Origin of the sequence: Nocardiopsis sp. LDBS0036 (genome assembly GCF_041228755.1) — a bacterium.
GTDB classification, from domain to species: Bacteria; Actinomycetota; Actinomycetes; order Streptosporangiales; family Streptosporangiaceae; genus Nocardiopsis; species Nocardiopsis dassonvillei.
Genome location: NZ_CP141103.1, coordinates 6,166,822 through 6,184,020 on the forward strand (window position 1 = coordinate 6,166,822; position 17,199 = coordinate 6,184,020).

Sequence of the window (17,199 nt, forward strand, 5' to 3'; positions counted from 1 at the left end):
AACCCGCGTAACCTGGGCGAAACGCCCGGTTCGGGAAACCTCGGCGAACGCAGCGTGGAAATTACCGGCCGGTCGTCGACAGCGGTTAACCTCCACACGTGCCACCGGTAATGCGACCTGAACACACGCCACTTCGTCCACTGTCCGCCCTCGCAGCGCTGCTCGGGCCGGACGCCTCCCTCCTGCGCCCGGACCTGGGCGCGGACCGACCCCCCGAGGTGCCGGACAGGGAGGTGCACGTCCGCGGCATCACCCACGACTCCCGCCAGGTGGGGCCCGGAGACCTGTACGCCGCCCTGCCCGGGACCCGCGCGCACGGCGCCGACTTCGCCGGGCAGGCCGCCGAGGCGGGCGCCGCCGCCGTCCTCACCGACGGGGACGGGGCCGAGCGGGCCGCCGCCACCGGGCTGCCCGTCATCGTGGTCCCCGACGTGCGCGCCGTGCTGGGCACGGCGGCCTCGTGGGTCTTCAAGGACCCGGCGCAGGACCTGCTGCTGATCGGCACCACCGGCACCAGCGGCAAGACCACCGTCACGTACCTGGTCGAGTCGGGCCTGCGCCACGCCGGAATGCGCACCGGCCTCGTCGGCACCGTGGAGATGCGCGTGGGCGACGAACGCGTCGTCTCCTCGCTCACCACGCCCGAGGCCACCGACCTGCACGGCCTGTTCGCCCTCATGCGCGAACGCGGCGTCTCCGCCGCCGCCATGGAGGTCTCCAGCCACGCCCTGGCCCTGAGCCGGGTCGGTGGCACCCGCTACGACGTCGCGGTCTTCACCAACCTGTCCCAGGACCACCTGGACTTCCACTCCGACCTGCGCGACTACTTCGACGCCAAGGCCCGCCTGTTCACCCCCGAGTACTGCGACATCGCGGTGGTCAACGCCGACGACCGCTTCGGCCGCGCGCTCGTGGACATGGTGCAGGCCGACGGCCGCGTCCCCGTCACCACCTTCGCCGTGGACGGCTACACCGACGCCGACCCCGCCACCGCCATGGAGGCCGACTGGCGGGCCGTGGACGTGCGTCTGGGCGCCATGGGGAGCGCCTTCCGCATCGTGGGCCCCGGCGGCATGGAGGCCAACGCCTCCGTCGCCCTGCCCGGACCCTTCAACGTCTCCAACGCGATGGCCGCCATCGTCGGTCTGGTCGAGGCGGGGCTGCCGCTGGAGACCGCGATCGCGGGTGTGGCCGCCGCCCCGGGCGTGCCCGGGCGCATGGAGCCGGTCGTGGCCAACGCCGTGCCCCACGCCTTCCAGGACTTCACCGCGCTCGTGGACTACTCGCACAAGCCCGGCGCCATCGAGGCCGTCCTGACCGCCCTGCGCGCCACCACCGAGGGCGGGCTGACCATGGTGGTCGGCTGCGGAGGCGACCGCGACCGCGCCAAACGCCCGCTCATGGGCGAAGCCGCCGCGCGCCTGTCCGACCAGCTGGTCATCACCAACGACAACCCGCGCACCGAGGACCCCGTGAGCATCGCCGCGTCGATGCTCGAAGGGGTCGCCAAGGTGCCCGAGGAGCACCGCGCCCGGGTCACCGTGGAGTTCGACCGGGCCGAGGCCATCCGCCTGGCCGTCGAGCGCGCCCGTCCCGGCGATGTGGTGGTTGTCGCCGGGAAGGGTCACGAGACCGGTCAGTACGTCAAGGGTGAGGTGCTGCCCTTCGACGACCGCGAGGTGCTGCGCGCGGCCATCGAGGACCACCTCGGCATGAGCGCCCGCGAGCGGCTGGGGGTCGCCCTCCAGGACATCCACCGGGTTCCTGACCAGGGCTGACACCCCGACACTCCCGGAGTGCGAACCGTCTGGACGAGGGGGCGCGGGCCGTGCCCGCGCCCCCTCGGCGTCCGCGCCGGAGGGCCTGCGAGCGCTTCCGGGCAGGTGCGGGCCGACGGTCACGAAGTGGCGCATATTGCCGCCAGTGGGGGCCCGGCGGGATTCCGGACGCCCGAAGATGTTCTAAGGTAGGTCCGGCAATCGCAGCCCGACACGTGACGCCCCCGGCGGCGACCACGACGCGGCCCATGCCGACACCGTGGTGAGGCCCGGCGCGGCAACGCGCGGCATCCGCGGTGCCATCCCCTGACCTGAGACTCCGGCCGGGTGGCCAGCCGCCCCTGTGGCGTCGTGGACCGGGCCTGACATGAGGAGTGGATTTGATCGCGCTCACGCTCGATCGGATCGCTGAGATCACCCAAACCGCCATCGGCGGATCAGCGCGCCCCGAAGCCGTCGTCGACGGCCCCGTCGTCATCGATTCGCGGCAGGCAGTGCCCGGCGCGCTCTTCGTCGCCCTGGGCGGCGAACGCGTGGACGGACACGACTTCGCGGCCTCCGCGGTCGCGGACGGAGCGGCGGCGGCCCTGGTCTCCCGACCCGTCGACGCCCCCCACCTGCTGGCGGAGGGCGGCGACGAGGGAGTCGTCGCGGCCCTGACGCGGCTGGCCCGGCACGTGGCACGAGAACTCAGCGATCCCCGCCGCGGAGCGGAGCGCGCCGAGGTCGTCGCGGTCACCGGATCCTCCGGCAAGACCACGACCAAGGACCTCATCGCGCAGGTCGTGGCCCGCATGGGCCCGACCGTCGCCCCGGCGGGCTCGTTCAACAACGAGATCGGTCACCCCCTCACCGTGCTGCGCGCCGACACCGGCACCCGCTACCTGGTCCTGGAAGCCGCCGCCCGGGGTATCGGGCACATCGCCCACCTGTGCGGGGTGGCCCCGCCCCGGATCGGCGTGGTCCTCAACGTCGGCAGCGCCCACATGGGGGAGTTCGGCGACCGCGACGCCATCGCCAAGGCCAAGGGCGAGCTGGTCGAGGCGCTCCCGCCGGGAGCCGCGGACAGGGGCGCGGGAGGCGTCGCCGTCCTCAACGCCGACGACCCGCGCGTGAACGCCATGGCCGCGCGCACCCGTGCGCGCGTGGTCACCTACGGACTGGGGGAGGACGCCACCGTGCGCGCCACGGACGTGGTCATGCGCGAGACGGGCGCCCCCTCCTTCACCCTCCACCTGGCCGGGCGCACCGCCCGGGTGGAACTGGCCCTCGTCGGCGCCCACCAGGTCCACAACGCGCTGGCCGCCGCCGCGGTCGCCGACGAACTGGGCATGGGCGTGGACGAGATCGCCGAGGCGCTCGGCGCCGCCACACCGGTCAGCCGGTGGCGCATGGAGGTCACCGAGCACGCCGGCGCCACCCTCGTCAACGACGCCTACAACGCCAACCCCGAGTCCATGCGGGCGGCGCTGACCACCCTGGGCGCCCTCGCCCGGGACCGCCGCTCCATCGCCGTCCTGGCCCACATGGCCGAGCTCGGCGAGGGCGGCGGGGTCGAGCACGAGAGGATCGGTGAGCTCGCGGCCCGCACGGGCGTGGCCCACCTGGTCGTGGTCGGTGAGGCGGCCGAGGGCATCGCCGTCGGCGCCGAGGGCGCCGCGCGGCAGGGACTGTGGCAGGGCGAGTGCGTCCGCGTGGCGGACGTTCACGAGGCCGCCGCGGCCGTGCGCGCGCGGATGCGCACAGGAGACGTCGTCATTGTGAAGGGATCACGCGTGGCAGGGCTCGAAAGGGTTATCGACCTCATCACGGAGGGTGACGCCCAGTGATCGGCATCACTCTGGCGGCGGCCCTCGCGCTCGTCGTCTCCATGGGGCTCATGCCCCCGCTGATCAAGCTCCTGTACCGGTTCAAGTTCGGCCAGGAGGTCCGCGACGACGGACCCGAGGGCCACAAGACCAAGCAGGGCACGCCCACCATGGGCGGTATCGTCATCATCCTCGGCGCCGTCGTGGGCTACTTCGGCTCCCACGTGGTGCTCCTGATCGTGCAGCCCAGCGCCAGCGGGCCCACCGCGTCGGGCCTGCTGGTGATGTTCCTGTTCGTCGGGATGGGCTGCGTCGGCTTCCTCGACGACTTCATCAAGATCTACAAGCGCCGCAGCCTGGGCCTGCGCAGCGGCGCGAAGATGGTCGGCCAGGCCATCGTCGGCGTGGGCTTCGCCTACGGCGTCACCCTCTTCCCCAACGGCTACGGCTACACCCCCGCCGCCCCCAGCATCTCCTTCCTCCGCGACTTCGGCCCCCCGCTGATGATCGGCCTGTTCGTCCTGTGGGCCCTCTTCCTCATCGTCGGCTTCTCCAACGCGGTGAACCTGACCGACGGCCTCGACGGCCTGGCCACCGGCGCGACGATCCTGTCCCTGGTCGCCTACGTCATCATCGGCAACTGGCAGCTGCGCCAGTCCTGCGTGTCCTACCTCTCGGACAGCTGCTACACGGTCCGCGACCCCCTGGACCTGGCCGTGGTGGCCGCCTCCGTGCTCGGCTCCTGCATCGCCTTCCTGTGGTTCAACGCCCCGCCCGCCAAGATCTTCATGGGCGACACCGGCTCCCTGGCCCTGGGCGGTCTGATCGTGGGCCTGGCCATCACCACCCGCACGCAGCTCCTGCTGCTGCTCATCGGCGGCCTGTTCGTCATCATCACCCTGTCGGTGATGGTCCAGATCACCTCGTTCCGCCTCACCGGCAAACGCGTGCTGCGCATGGCGCCCCTCCAGCACCACTTCGAGCTCAAAGGCTGGGCCGAACCCACCATCGTGATCCGCTTCTGGATCATCCAGGGCCTGTTCGTGGCGATCGCCATCGGGCTCTTCTACCTGGAATGGATGCCGAGGTAGGCATGGCGCACCACGCTTCCCCAACACCGCCCGGCACCGCGCCGGAGGGCGCGCCCCTGCGGGGGCGCCGGGTCTGCGTCGCGGGCCTGGGAGTGTCCGGGCCCCCCGTGGCCAGGGCGCTCCTGGCCCGCGGGGCCCGCGTGACCGTCGTCGACGGCCGCGACGACGACACCGTCCGCCCGGTGGCCGACCGGCTCCGGGCGGAGGGCGCCGAGGTCGTCCTGGGCGACACCCCGCTGCCCGCGGATTGCGACCTGGTGGTCACCTCGCCCGGCTGGCGCCCCGACTCCCCGCTGCTGGTCCGGGCCGCCGAGGCCGGGATCGAGGTCATCGGGGACGTCGAACTCGCCTGGCGGCTCAAGCCCGCCGACCAGGTGTGGCTGGCCGTCACCGGCACCAACGGCAAGACCACCACCGTGCGCATGCTGGAGGCGATGCTGCGCGCGGACGGCCGCGACGCGCTCGCCGTCGGCAACGTCGGCACCCCGGTCGTGGAGGCGGTCCAACCCGACGCCGGGGGCCGTTTCCGCGAGGTCCTGGCGGTGGAGCTGTCCAGCTTCCAGCTGCACTGGTCCTCCAGCCTGCGCCCGCACGCCGCGACCGTCCTCAACATCGCCCCCGACCACCTGGACTGGCACGGCGGCCTGGACCCCTACGCCCGCGCCAAGGGCCGGATCTACGCGCCCGGCACCCTCCGCGTGGTCAACACCGCCGATGCCTGGTCGGTCCGCCTGGCCGAGGAGGACGGCGACCCGCACACGCCGCTGGTCGGCTTCCGCCTGGACACGCCCCGCGCGGGCGAGGTCGGCGTGGTCGAGGACCTGCTGGTGGACCGGGCCTTCGTCGAGGACCCGCACAGCAGCGCCGAGGAGCTGGCCACGCTCTCCGACGTGCGCCCGGCCGCGCCGCACAACGTCGCCAACGCCCTGGCCGCCGCCGCGCTGGCCCGCTCGGTGGGCGTGTACCCCGGTTCGGTCCGGGCCGGGCTGGCCGCCTTCGATCCCGAGCCGCACCGCATCGCCTTCGTGGCCACCGCGGGGGGCGTGGACTACGTGGACGACTCCAAGGCCACCAACCCGCACGCCGCCGCCGCGTCCCTGGGCTCCTACCCGTCCGTGGTCTGGATCGCGGGCGGCCTGCTCAAGGGCGCCGAGGTCGACGACCTGGCCGCGATGGCCGCCGACCGCCTGCGTGCGGCCGTGCTCATCGGCGCCGACCGCGCCCGGCTGCGCGAGGCCCTGGCCGAGCACGCCCCCGGGGTTCCGGTGGTGGAGGTCGAGGGCCCCGCCGACGGGGACGGCACCGTCATGGACGCGGTGGTCGCCGCCGCCGCCTCCCTGGCCGAGGAGGGCGACACCGTCCTGCTGGCGCCCGCGGCCGCCTCCATGGACATGTTCACCGACTACCGCGAACGGGGCCGCCTCTTCGCCGAGGCCGTACTCCGCTTGCCCTGAGTGACGGTTCGCCGCCCGTGCGTGACCGAACACGCGCGGGCGGCCCCCACTGTGCCCTCTGCCACGCCCCCGGGTCGTCAAAGATGGCCAACACGCGCGAAATGTCCACGGCTCCGCACCCGCCGGTACGCCAGTATTGAGGCGCGAATTTCGTGCGGAGGGTGTGGATGGCGGCGACGACGGCGGTTCCCGGGGCGACCCGGTCCAAGGCGCGCGCGGCGGCGGGCGGACGCGAACGCGCCCTGTGGCGTGAGTGGGTCCGCCTGCTGGACCGGCCGCTCACCTCGTACTACCTGATCCTGGGCACCTCGGTCCTGCTCATCGCGCTGGGCCTGATGATGGTGCTGTCCTCCACGATGGTCAACTCCATCGACGAGACCGGCTCGGCCTTCTCGATGTTCCAGCAGCAGCTGGTCTCGGCCGCCCTGGGCCTGCCGCTGATGTTCCTGGCCTCCCACCTGCCCCAGCGGATCTTCCGCCTGGTCGGCTACCCGGCGATGATCGTCTCGGCGGCGCTGCTGCTGCTCACCGTCTTCCAGGGCGTGGAGGTCAACGGCGCCACCCGCTGGCTGGACCTGGGCGGGCTGATCATCCAGCCCTCCGAGCCGGCCAAGCTCGCCTTCGCCCTGTGGGGTGCCAACATCCTGGCCCGCAAGGAGGAGCTGCGCGAGCTCACCGAGTGGCGGCACCTGCTCATCCCGCTGCTGCCCGGATGCGGCCTGCTGGTCCTGCTGGTGCTGATGGGCTCCAACCTGTCCACGGGCCTGGTGTTCCTGGTCACCTTCCTGGGGCTGCTGTGGGTGGTGGGCGCGCCCGGCAGGCTGTTCGGGGCCATGTTCGGCCTGGTCCTGGGACTGGCCGCCATCGCCATCGCCATCGAGCCCTACCGCATGGCGCGCGTCACCTCCTTCCTGGACCCCGAGGCCGACCCCCTGGGCTCGGGCATGCAGTCGCTGCACAGCCTCTACGCCCTGGGCACCGGCGGGGTCTTCGGCGTCGGCATCGGCGAGAGCCGCGAGAAGTGGGGCTTCCTGCCCTTCGCCGAGTCCGACTTCGTCTTCGCCATCATCGGCGAGGAGTTCGGCCTCATCGGCACCCTGCTCATGCTCGCCCTGTTCGGCATGCTCGGCTACGCCGGGATGCGCGTGGCCTTCCGCGTCAAGGAGCCCTTCCCCCGCCTGGCCTCCTTCGCCATCGTCACCTGGATCATGGGCCAGGCCATGATCAACATTGGCGCCGTCATCGGGCTGCTGCCCGTCACCGGCGTCCCGCTGCCCCTGGTCTCCTACGGGGGCTCGTCTCTGGTCACCACCATGGCGGCCCTGGGCGTTCTCCTGGCACTGGCCAAGACCGAGCCGGAGGCGCGCAAGGTACTGGAGGCCCGGGGTCCCAGTCGGGTGCAAAGGGCTCTAAGCTGGCTGGGCCTGGACAACATCGCCGCCTCGGTGAACAACCTCGGCGGCGCGGCGGCGTCCGGGCGACCCACCACGGCACGCGGCCCGCGCACGGCGGGCGCCCGCGGTGGCAGGACAACGGCCAAGCACAGGAGCGGACCGGTCCCGGCGGGTGACCGGCCAAGGAGGAATCGGCGACGATGAGGGTAGCCCTCGCCGGAGGCGGCACGGCCGGGCATATCGAGCCCGCACTCTCCCTTGCGGACGCGCTGCGGCGCATGGACCCCAGCACGGAGATCCTCTGCCTGGGCACCGAGCGGGGCCTCGAGACCCGGCTGGTGCCCATGCGCGGCTACGAGCTGGGCATCATCCCGGCCGTCCCCCTGCCGCGCAGGCTCACCCCGCAGCTGCTCAGCGTGCCCGGCAAGCTCGCGGGCGCCCTCAGCGCGGCCGGTGAGCACCTGGACCGGCTCCAGGCCGACATCATCGTCGGCTTCGGCGGCTACGTGGCCACGCCCGGCTACCTGGCCGCCCGCCGCAGGCGCATCCCCATCGTCGTCCACGAGGCCAACCCCCTGCCGGGCCTGGCCAACCGGCTGGGCGCGCGCCTGACCCCGCACGTGTTCACCGGCCACCCCCACACCCAGATCCGCAACGGCCGCTTCGTGGGCATCCCGCTGCGCGAGCAGATCACCTCGCTCGACCGGCTGGCCATGGGCGACAAGGCCCGCACCTACTTCGGCCTGCGCCACGACCTGCCCACCCTGCTGATCTTCGGCGGCTCCCAGGGCGCCCAGCGCATCAACGAGACCGCCTACGCCGCCCGCGACGCCTTCCGCGACAGCGGCGTCCAGGTGCTGCACGTGGTCGGCCCCAAGAACGCCGACGAGCCCCAGGACCTCACCCAGATGGGCATCCCCTACGTCGCCGTCCCCTACGTGGACCGCATGGACATGGCCTACGCCGCGGCCGACGTGGCCATGTGCCGCTCCGGGGCGATGACCTGCGCCGAGCTGACCGCCGTCGGCCTGCCCGGCGCGTTCGTGCCGCTGGCCATCGGCAACGGCGAGCAGGCCCTCAACGCCGAGCCCATCGTCCAGGCGGGCGGCGGGATGATGGTCAACAACGCCGACGTCTCCGTCGAGTGGATCACCCAGCAGCTCATCCCGCTGCTCACCGACACCGACCGGGTCGTGGCCATGTCCGAGGCGGCCGCCCGGATGGGCCGCCGCGACGCCGACATGGAGCTGGCCCGCGAGGTCACGGCCATCGCCCGCGGCGACAAACCCACGCCCGACATGCCGGTGTCCGAGGACGACGGCGACGAGGCCTTCTACGACGACGGGAAGGACACCCGATGAGCCTGGTGCGGCCGACCGAGCCGGTGCCCGTGGACAAGCTGGGCCGTACCCACTTCATCGGCCTGGGCGGAGCGGGCATGTCCGGCATCGCCCGCGTGCTGCTCCAGTCGGGGGTGGAGGTCTCGGGCAGCGACGCCCGCGACAGCGACACCCTGCGCGAACTGGAGCAGATGGGCGCCGACGTCCACGTGGGACACGCCGCCGACAACCTCGGCACGGCGGAGACCCTGGTGGTCTCCTCCGCCATCCGCGAGGACAACCCCGAACTGGTCGAGGCGCGCCGCCGGGGCCTGCGCGTGCTGCCCCGGGCCGCGGCCCTGGGCGCGCTGCTGCTGGGCCGCGAGGGCGTCGCCGTCTCGGGCACCCACGGCAAGACCACCACCACGTCCATGGTCGCGGTGGTGCTCCAGCACGTGGGCGCCGACCCCGGCTACGTCATCGGCGGCAAGCTGGTCACCACCGGCCTGGGCGCCGACGCCGGCATCGGCGAGGTCATCGCGGTGGAGGCCGACGAGAGCGACGGCTCCTTCCTCATGCTCTCGCCCAAGATCGCGGTGGTCACCAACGTCGAGGCCGACCACCTGGACAACTACAGCGGTATCGAGGAGATCCACGCCAACTTCGCCTCGTTCGTCGACCGGGTCGAGCGCACGCTCGTCGTGGGGGTGGACGACCCCGGCGCCCGCCGGGTGGCCGAGCTGGCCCGCGAACGCGGCAAGCGGGTGCTCACCTACGGCGAGGCCGAGGACGCCGACTACCGCGTCACCCGGGTGCGCGCCCGCGGCTTCACCACCGAGTTCACCATCCGCACCGCGAACGGCGAGCCCGTGGACGGCCAGCTCGCCGTACCGGGCCGCCACAACGTGCTCAACGCGGCCGCGGCCGTCGCGGTCGCCGACGAGCTGGGCCACGACCTGGAGGTGGCGGTCGAGGGCATCGCCGACTTCGCCGGCGCCGCGCGCCGCTTCGAGCCCAAGGGCGAGGCGGGGGGAGTGGCCGTCTACGACAGCTACGCCCACCACCCCACCGAGATCGAGGCCGACCTGCGCGCGACCCGTGCGGCGCTGGAGTCCCTGGCCGAGGAGGCGCGCGAGGACGGTCGTGAGCACGCCGGGGGCAGGGTCGTCGCCCTGTTCCAACCGCACCTGTACAGCCGCACCCGCATCTTCGCCGAGGAGTTCGCCGCCGCGCTGGGCCTGGCCGACGAGGTCGTGGTCACCGAGGTCTACGCCGCCCGCGAGGACCCCGAGCCCGGGGTCACGGCGGAGCTGATCACCTCGCGTGTCGCGCACGACCGCGTGTGGTACGTGCCCGGCCGCGACGACGCCGTGCTCCGGGTGGCCGAGTTGGCCGGCCCCGGCGACATCGTGCTCACCATGGGCGCGGGCGACGTCACCGAGCTGGGCCCGCGCATCGTCGAGGCGCTCGCGCAGAGGGCCGACGGCCTCGGGGGCTGAGGCGGGAACGGCCAGCGTTGGGGAAGCGGTCGCGCGGACACACGGAAGGGGAGCAGGTGGTCGCTGAGCAGGAGGAGGCGGCTGGGCACGCGGTGCCGCGCAAGCGGTCCGACCCCTGGAAGTTCGCCTTCGTGGCTCTGCTGGTGGTCGCCCTGGTCTGCGTGGTCGCCTGGCTGCTGCTCGGGTCCCGCCTGCTCGTGGTGCGCGACGTCGCGGTCACCGGCCTGGACCGGACCCCCTCCGAGGAGGTGGTCGCGGCCTTGGGCGTGCCCACCGGGACGCCCCTGATCAGGGTCGACCTGGACCGCAGCGAGGAGCGCGCCGAGGCGCTGCCGCTGGTGGAGTCGGCCACGGTCACCCGCGGCTGGCCCGCCACCCTGGAGGTCGAGGTGGTCGAACGCCGACCGCTGCTGGCCGTCCAGGCGGGGGAGGACTACCGGCTGATCGACGCCGACGGCGTGCGCATCGAGGACGCGCCGAGCCTGCCCGACGCCTACCCGCTGGTCCGCGTGACCGGGGAGGTGGAGGGCAACGAGGCCGTCGCCGCCGCCGCCGACATCGTCGGACGGGCACCGGACTCCCTCCTCTCCCGGATCCGGCTCATCGACGCCACCGACCCCGAGGCGATCGTGATCGAACTCGCCGAGGAGGCCCGTGTCGAGTGGGGCTCGCCCGAGGAGACCGCGCGCAAGAGCGACGTCCTGCGGGTGCTCATCGGCGAGCACCCGCCGCAGGAGGAGCGCGTCTACGACGTGTCCGCGCCCGACCTCGCCGTGGTGAGGTGAAGCGTTCCCAGGAACAGGACAGGCAGGGACGCGGCGGCGGGGGCCGGTCCGCCGAGCGGTACGGGCGCGGGCGGGCCGGAGGACCCCGGCGGCACGCCCGGGCGTCCCGCTCGGACATTCCAGACGCGACGCGCCGAGGGCACACATCGCTTCCCCGTGTCGTGCGCCGTTAGGCTGAACTCGTCATCGGTTGCCCGTGGTCGGCGGTCCGCTTACTGTCGGGAAACACAACCGAACGTCAACAAAGCACCAGAACAGGCTTTTCGGGTACGCGGGAACCGTTCCGCCTCACGGCGGACCGCACCAGCCCCTTCCGGGCGGGTGGACGGAGGCTCCGGCGGTCCGGGGTCCCCCGGTCACGGCGTCGTGGACGACCCGTCGGGGGACCCGAAACGCACACTGTAGAACCGGATGCCGGACCAAAGGCGCCTCCGGTGGCACACAGCCACCGGACGCGGTGGCGGAACGGCGTAAGCGAGCGGAAAGGCCCCTCGTCGTGGCAGCACCGCAGAACTACCTCGCGGTCATCAAAGTCGTCGGCATCGGCGGCGGCGGTGTCAACGCCGTCAACCGAATGATCGAAGAGGGGCTCAAGGGCGTCGAGTTCATCGCCATCAACACTGACGCCCAGGCGCTGCTGATGAGTGACGCAGACGTCAAGCTGGACGTCGGGCGCGAACTCACCCGCGGCCTCGGAGCCGGAGCCAACCCCGATGTCGGCCGCAAGGCCGCCGAGGACCACCGGGAGGAGATCGAGGAGGTCCTCAAGGGGGCCGACATGGTCTTCGTCACCGCCGGTGAGGGCGGTGGAACCGGAACCGGGGGCGCCCCGGTCGTGGCCAACATCGCCCGGTCCCTAGGCGCCCTGACCATCGGCGTGGTCACCCGCCCCTTCGGGTTCGAGGGCAAGAGGCGGGCCACCCAGGCCGAGTCGGGGATAGCGATGCTCCGCGAGGAGGTCGACACCCTCATCGTGATCCCCAACGACCGGCTGCTGTCCATCTCCGACCGCCAGGTCAGCGTGTTGGACGCCTTCAAGGCCGCCGACCAGGTACTCCTGTCCGGTGTGCAGGGCATCACCGACCTGATCACCACGCCGGGACTGATCAACCTGGACTTCGCCGACGTCAAGTCGGTCATGTCCGGGGCGGGATCGGCGCTCATGGGCATCGGGTCGGCGCGCGGGGACGACCGGGCGGTCGCGGCGGCGGAGATGGCGATCTCCTCGCCACTGCTGGAAGCGAGTATCGACGGGGCCCACGGTGTGCTGCTGTCCATCCAGGGCGGCTCCGACCTGGGGCTCTTCGAGATCAACGAGGCGGCACAGCTCGTCGCGAACTCGGCGGCGCCCGAGGCCAACATCATCTTCGGCGCCGTCATCGACGACGCCCTGGGCGACGAGGTGAGGGTCACCGTCATCGCGGCCGGCTTCGACGAGCCGGAGGGAGTGATCCCGGTGGTGCGGGAGCGCCAGCCGGTGGACCCTCCTGAGGCCGCCGCCCCCAAGGCAGGCATCACGTCCGGCAGGGAGGAGAGGACCGCTCCGGCGGCGCCCGCCTCCGCGGACGCGAGCGGGGCGTCGGCCGCCAACATGCCGTGGATCACACCGTCCCGTCCGGCCGAGCCCGCCCCGGAGCCGCAGTGGACGCCGCCGGCGACCCAGGCTCCGCCGGTCCAGCAGCCGGTCGAGGCCGAGCCCGCCCACCAGGAGCAGTACACCCAGGCCGCTCCGGCCGAGCCGGGCCCCGCACAGCAGACCCCGCCCCACGGCACGTCCGCCTTCCAGGCGGAGGCCGAGCCCGCCGAGCCGGTCCGCGCCGAGGAGCCCGCTCCGGCCGAGGAGGAGCCCGCCGAGCGTGAGGGCGGCCACGCGGGTCACATCCACGCGGTTTCGGACGCCACCGCCGAGCGGCGCGGGGACGTGCCCACGCCCCGGCGCCGGGTCATCTTCGACGACCCCGACGACCTCGACGTGCCGGAGTTCCTGAAGTAGCTCCGACCCCGGCCCCAGGGCCGGGGTCGTCGCCGCTTCGGGGCGGTCTCCGCCCAGCCCGGGGCGGTTCGGGCGGTGGTAGTGTCCTGGACCGGGGGGACGGCGAGGCGGGCCCCGCGGGAGCCCGCTCCCGCGAGGAGTCCGCGCCGGAGCCGGAACACGGCCGGTACCGGCCACCGGCCCCGAACGCCCTCCGGGCGACGCGGCCCGGGGTTCCCCCTCCGGCAGGAGCGGGGAGGAAACACCACCGGATGAGCAACGTCATCGACCTGGGCCACGGGGTCCGCGCGGCCGTCACCGAACGGCACGGGGGAGTGAGCGCCCCGCCCTACGACTCGCTCAACATGGGCCTGAGCTCGGGGGACGAACGCGAGGCGGTGCTCGCCAACCGCAAGATCGCCGCCCGCGACCTGGGGTTCGACGTCGACCGGGTCGTGTGGATGCACCAGGTGCACAGCGCCGACGTCCTCGTGGCCACCGGCCCCGGGGGCGCGGGCACCTGCGACGGGGTGGTCACCACCCGCTCCGACCTGGTCCTGGCCTCGATGGCCGCCGACTGCCTTCCGGTCCTGGCCGCCGACGCCGAGGCGGGCGTCCTGGGCGCCGCGCACTCCGGCCGACTGGGCACCGCGAACGGTGTGGCCGCCAACCTGGTCGCGGCGATGGCCGACCAGGGCGCCCGCGCCGACCGGATCACCGTCTTCCTGGGCCCCGCCATCTGCGGCGGGTGCTACGAGGTCCCGCCCCACGTGCGCGACGAGACCGCGCGCGGGGTACCCGAGGCCGCCTGCACCACGAGCCGGGGCACCGCCGGCGTGGACATGCGCGCCGCCGTCACCGCCCAGCTGCGCCGGGCGGGCGTCACCGACATCCGGGCCGACGGCCGCTGCACCCTGGAGAGCCCCGAACTGTTCTCCCACCGTGGTCAGGCGCCGACCGGCAGGTTCGCCGCCTTCCTCTGGCGCGCCTGAACGTCGTACCCGGCCACCAGGACGGTGCCGTGGGACGACCGGGACAGCCCGGTTTCCCCGCCTCCGCGGCGCCCGCGCGCCTCCCGGTCGGCCCCGTCCCCCGGCCCCGCCGTAGGCGCCGAAGGCTTCCCGTTCTCCGGGTGCCCGGACACGAGCAGGACCGCGCCGTAGGTGTCCGTTGAGGGTGCTGGCCGGCGACGGGTGGGACGAAGCGAAGCGGAGGCCCGAAGAACACCGCCTCACGCGCGGCCCCCGACGGGCCCGGCGTCCCCGGGGTTCGGGGCACGCGGGGCGAGGGGGGTGTAGGAAGGACAGCGAGTGGGATCCGTCCCAGGGAAAGAAGGAGCACCGTGACACACGCAGACCCGGCTCGCGTCGAGCAGGTCCGCGCCAACCTCGCCGCCGCGCGGGCCAGGATCGAGGCGGCCTGCGCCAAGGCCGGCCGCAGCCCGGACGAGGTGTCGCTGGTCGCCGTCACCAAGACACACCCGGCCTCCGATGTGCGGATTCTCGCCTCACTCGGGGTGACCGACGTGGGCGAGAACCGCGACCAGGAGGCGGCGCCCAAGGCCGCCGAGACCGCCGACCTCGGCCTGACCTGGCACTTCGTGGGCCAGTTGCAGACCAACAAGGCGCGGTCGGTGGCCTCCTACGCCGACGTCGTGCACTCGGTGGACCGCGCCAGGCTGGCCCGGGCACTGGGCGAGCGCGCCGCCGCGGCCGGACGGAGCCTGACCTGCCTCGTCCAGATCAACCTCGACGAGGACTCGAGGGCCGGGGTGATCGGTCCGCGCGGGGGCGTCGACCCCGGGGACGCGCTCGAACTCGCGGCGCGGATCGAGGAGCACGAGGCGCTCGTGCTGGGCGGGGTCATGGCGGTCGCCCCCCGCGAGGGCGATCCCTCGGCCGCCTTCGCGCGTCTACAGGAGGTCGCGGCCCGCATCCGCGATCGCTATCCTCGGGCGACGGTGGTGTCCGCGGGCATGAGCGGGGACCTGGAGGCGGCGGTCGAGCGAGGCGCGACACACCTGCGACTCGGTACGGCGTTGCTCGGCAACCGGGGACCGATCGTGGGGTAATGTCCCCACATAGACCTTGGAACCCGTCTGTGGAGTTCGCCCGAATGGACGCTCTCCCCGAGAGCGGACGGGACAGTGCGAAGGAGTCGGCTGCGGTGAAGGCCGCGGGGACGACGGAGGACATGAGATGGCCGGCGCGATGCGCAAGATGGCGGTCTACCTCGGCCTCGTGGAGGACGACCGTTACGATCACCGCTATGCGGACGAATATGATGAGTTCGACGATTTCGACGAGGGGGTGGAGGAGCAGCGTGAACGCGACGCTGACGCCCCGCCCGGCGAGGAAGCGCGAGGCGACGTGATGGACACCGGCGGTTACCTGGGCTCAGGTCGCGGTGGCACGACCGCGACCGCCTCCACCGCCGACCTCGCGCGGATCACCACGCTCCATCCGCGTACCTACAACGAGGCGCGTACCATCGGAGAGCACTTCCGAGAGGGTACACCGGTGATCATGAACCTGACCGAGATGGTCGACAGCGACGCCAAGCGTCTGGTCGACTTCGCGGCTGGTCTGATCTTCGGTCTGCATGGCAGTATCGAACGCGTCACCAACAAGGTGTTCCTGCTGTCCCCGGCCAACGTCGAGGTGACCGCCGAGGACAAGGCGCGGATCGCCGAGCGAGGGTTCTTCAATCAGAGCTAGAACGTCACATTTGTCCAGAGATTGGGTCGAGGAACGACCGTGAGTACCGTCCTGTCCGTGCTGATCATCATCCTGCAGCTGTTTGTCTTCGTGCTGCTGGCCAGGGTGATCCTGGAGATGGTGCAGTCCTTCTCCAGATCGTGGCGCCCCACGGGGTTCGTGCTCGTGATCGCTGAGATCGTGTACACGATCACCGACCCGCCACTGAGGTTCCTGCGTCGGTTCATCAAGCCCGTACGCCTGGGGAGCATCGCGCTCGACCTGAGCGTCCTGGTGCTCTTCTTCGGCGTCTACATCTTGATCGCACTGCTCGGGAGCTTCGCCTAGCAGGAGAGTAGACGTAGGCGGAAGGAACCGCCCCGGATTCCGCTATGTGGTCTTGGTCATGATCTGGATTGCCGTAAGGTCACGATCATGTAGCGTCCCTACGGACAGACTCCAAGCGCGCCAAGGAGACGAACATGCCGCTGACACCCGCCGATGTGCGGAACAAGCAGTTCAGTACCACCCGGCTCCGACCGGGATACGACGAAGAAGAGGTCGACGCCTTCCTCGACGAGGTCGAGTCCGAGCTCGACCGCCTGATCCAGGAGAACGAGGAACTGCGCGGCAAGCTGGCCGAGTGCCTGCGGGGCAAGGTGCCCAACGCCGGCATGCAGGACTTCCAGCAGCAGGACCAGGCGCCCGAGCCGCAGCACGAGCAGATGCGCCCCGAGCCGGTGCAGCCTCCGCAGGCCGTCGAGCCCCAGCCCCCGGTCCAGCAGCAGATGCAGATGGCCGGTCCCGGCATGGGCATGGGCGGCGAGGAGAACATGGACACGGCCGCCCGTGTTCTGGCCCTCGCGCAGCAGACCGCCGACCAGGCGATCTCCGACGCCCGCCGCGAGGCCGACGAGACCCTCGGCCGCGCCCGCCACGAGTCCGAGGACATCCTCGGCAAGGCCCGCCGCCAGGCCGACCAGATCATCGGTGAGGCCCGCGCCCGTTCCGAGAACCTCGACCGCGACGCGCAGGAGCGCCACCGCCAGGTCATGGGCAGCCTCGTCCAGCAGCGCGAGGAGCTGGAGCACAAGGTCAACGTGCTCAAGGACTTCGAGCGTGAGTACCGCAGCCGCCTCAAGGACTACTTCGAGCGCCAGCTGCGCGAGCTCAAGAGCGAGGAGGAGAAGGCCCAGGAGCTGAACAACCCGAACACCACGGGCGGCTTCCAGACCATGGCTCCGCAGACCGGCGCAACGCCCTCGCTCCAGCACGGCCCCACGGGCAACCCGTTCGGGCAGCCCGAGCCGGCCCAGCACGGCGGGTTCCACCCGGGCGAGCCGCACGAGCGCCGCTGATCACCGCGGCATCCGCTCGAACAACTGAAGACTCCGGCACAACAC

General features: G+C 72.4%; 14 protein-coding genes. All 14 read left to right on the plus strand.

Annotation, left to right across the window (positions count from 1 at the left end; translation table 11 throughout):
- The first annotated feature begins 110 nt into the window (after positions 1–110).
- The 14 genes from UIS43_RS26230 to UIS43_RS26295 all read left to right on the plus strand — a co-directional run bounded on the left by UIS43_RS26230 (position 111) and on the right by UIS43_RS26295 (position 17,154).
- Complete coding sequence (locus UIS43_RS26230) at positions 111–1,778, plus strand: UDP-N-acetylmuramoyl-L-alanyl-D-glutamate--2,6-diaminopimelate ligase (protein ID WP_013151943.1); 1,668 nt, start codon at positions 111–113, stop codon at positions 1,776–1,778.
- A gap of 380 nt (positions 1,779–2,158) precedes the next feature.
- Positions 2,159–3,607: a UDP-N-acetylmuramoyl-tripeptide--D-alanyl-D-alanine ligase gene (gene murF, locus UIS43_RS26235; RefSeq protein ID WP_013151944.1), complete on the plus strand. Its 1,449-nt coding sequence runs from the start codon at positions 2,159–2,161 to the stop codon at positions 3,605–3,607.
- Positions 3,604–4,677 carry a phospho-N-acetylmuramoyl-pentapeptide-transferase gene (gene mraY, locus UIS43_RS26240; protein WP_013151945.1) on the plus strand — a complete coding sequence of 358 codons (1,074 nt, stop codon included), beginning with the start codon at positions 3,604–3,606 and terminating at the stop codon, positions 4,675–4,677. Before murF ends, mraY begins: the two co-directional genes overlap by 4 nt.
- A gap of 2 nt (positions 4,678–4,679) precedes the next feature.
- A complete protein-coding gene (gene murD, locus UIS43_RS26245) occupies positions 4,680–6,131 on the plus strand; it encodes a UDP-N-acetylmuramoyl-L-alanine--D-glutamate ligase (protein WP_013151946.1) in 1,452 nt (483 codons plus the stop codon).
- A gap of 167 nt (positions 6,132–6,298) precedes the next feature.
- On the plus strand, positions 6,299–7,729 hold the full coding sequence (gene ftsW, locus UIS43_RS26250; protein WP_071621623.1) for a putative lipid II flippase FtsW: 1,431 nt from the start codon (positions 6,299–6,301) through the stop codon (positions 7,727–7,729).
- A complete protein-coding gene (murG, locus tag UIS43_RS26255) occupies positions 7,726–8,886 on the plus strand; it encodes an undecaprenyldiphospho-muramoylpentapeptide beta-N-acetylglucosaminyltransferase (RefSeq protein WP_013151948.1) in 1,161 nt (386 codons plus the stop codon). Before ftsW ends, murG begins: the two co-directional genes overlap by 4 nt.
- Complete coding sequence (gene murC / locus UIS43_RS26260; RefSeq protein WP_013151949.1) at positions 8,883–10,343, plus strand: UDP-N-acetylmuramate--L-alanine ligase; 1,461 nt, start codon at positions 8,883–8,885, stop codon at positions 10,341–10,343. Before murG ends, murC begins: the two co-directional genes overlap by 4 nt.
- Before the next feature lie 56 nt (positions 10,344–10,399).
- Positions 10,400–11,128: a cell division protein FtsQ/DivIB gene (locus tag UIS43_RS26265; protein WP_041552353.1), complete on the plus strand. Its 729-nt coding sequence runs from the start codon at positions 10,400–10,402 to the stop codon at positions 11,126–11,128.
- Positions 11,129–11,624: 496 nt separating this feature from the next.
- Positions 11,625–13,121, plus strand: coding sequence for a cell division protein FtsZ (gene ftsZ / locus UIS43_RS26270; protein WP_013151951.1), 1,497 nt, complete (start codon positions 11,625–11,627; stop codon positions 13,119–13,121).
- Positions 13,122–13,372: 251 nt separating this feature from the next.
- On the plus strand, positions 13,373–14,092 hold the full coding sequence (gene pgeF / locus UIS43_RS26275) for a peptidoglycan editing factor PgeF (RefSeq protein WP_013151952.1): 720 nt from the start codon (positions 13,373–13,375) through the stop codon (positions 14,090–14,092).
- Positions 14,093–14,442: 350 nt separating this feature from the next.
- A complete protein-coding gene (locus tag UIS43_RS26280) occupies positions 14,443–15,171 on the plus strand; it encodes a YggS family pyridoxal phosphate-dependent enzyme (RefSeq protein ID WP_013151953.1) in 729 nt (242 codons plus the stop codon).
- Positions 15,172–15,298: 127 nt separating this feature from the next.
- Positions 15,299–15,817, plus strand: a complete 519-nt coding sequence (locus UIS43_RS26285; RefSeq protein WP_013151954.1) for a cell division protein SepF — start codon at positions 15,299–15,301, stop codon at positions 15,815–15,817.
- A 39-nt stretch (positions 15,818–15,856) separates the two neighbouring features.
- Positions 15,857–16,144 (plus strand): YggT family protein, encoded by a 288-nt coding sequence (locus UIS43_RS26290; protein WP_013151955.1) that lies wholly within the window; start codon positions 15,857–15,859, stop codon positions 16,142–16,144.
- A gap of 134 nt (positions 16,145–16,278) precedes the next feature.
- Positions 16,279–17,154 (plus strand): DivIVA domain-containing protein, encoded by an 876-nt coding sequence (locus UIS43_RS26295; RefSeq protein WP_013151956.1) that lies wholly within the window; start codon positions 16,279–16,281, stop codon positions 17,152–17,154.
- The last annotated feature ends 45 nt before the right edge of the window (positions 17,155–17,199 follow it).

Excerpts from the sequence above, each read along its gene's own strand:
- pgeF (WP_013151952.1), top strand. The coding sequence starts at position 13,373 with ATGAGCAACGTCATCGACCTGGGCCACGGGGTCCGCGCGGCCGTCACC.
- ftsW (WP_071621623.1), top strand. The coding sequence starts at position 6,299 with ATGGCGGCGACGACGGCGGTTCCCGGGGCGACCCGGTCCAAGGCGCGC.
- murC (WP_013151949.1), top strand. The coding sequence starts at position 8,883 with ATGAGCCTGGTGCGGCCGACCGAGCCGGTGCCCGTGGACAAGCTGGGC.
- UIS43_RS26230 (WP_013151943.1), top strand. The coding sequence starts at position 111 with ATGCGACCTGAACACACGCCACTTCGTCCACTGTCCGCCCTCGCAGCG.
- murD (WP_013151946.1), top strand. The coding sequence starts at position 4,680 with ATGGCGCACCACGCTTCCCCAACACCGCCCGGCACCGCGCCGGAGGGC.
- UIS43_RS26285 (WP_013151954.1), top strand. The coding sequence starts at position 15,299 with ATGGCCGGCGCGATGCGCAAGATGGCGGTCTACCTCGGCCTCGTGGAG.
- murG (WP_013151948.1), top strand. The coding sequence starts at position 7,726 with ATGAGGGTAGCCCTCGCCGGAGGCGGCACGGCCGGGCATATCGAGCCC.
- UIS43_RS26295 (WP_013151956.1), top strand. The coding sequence starts at position 16,279 with ATGCCGCTGACACCCGCCGATGTGCGGAACAAGCAGTTCAGTACCACC.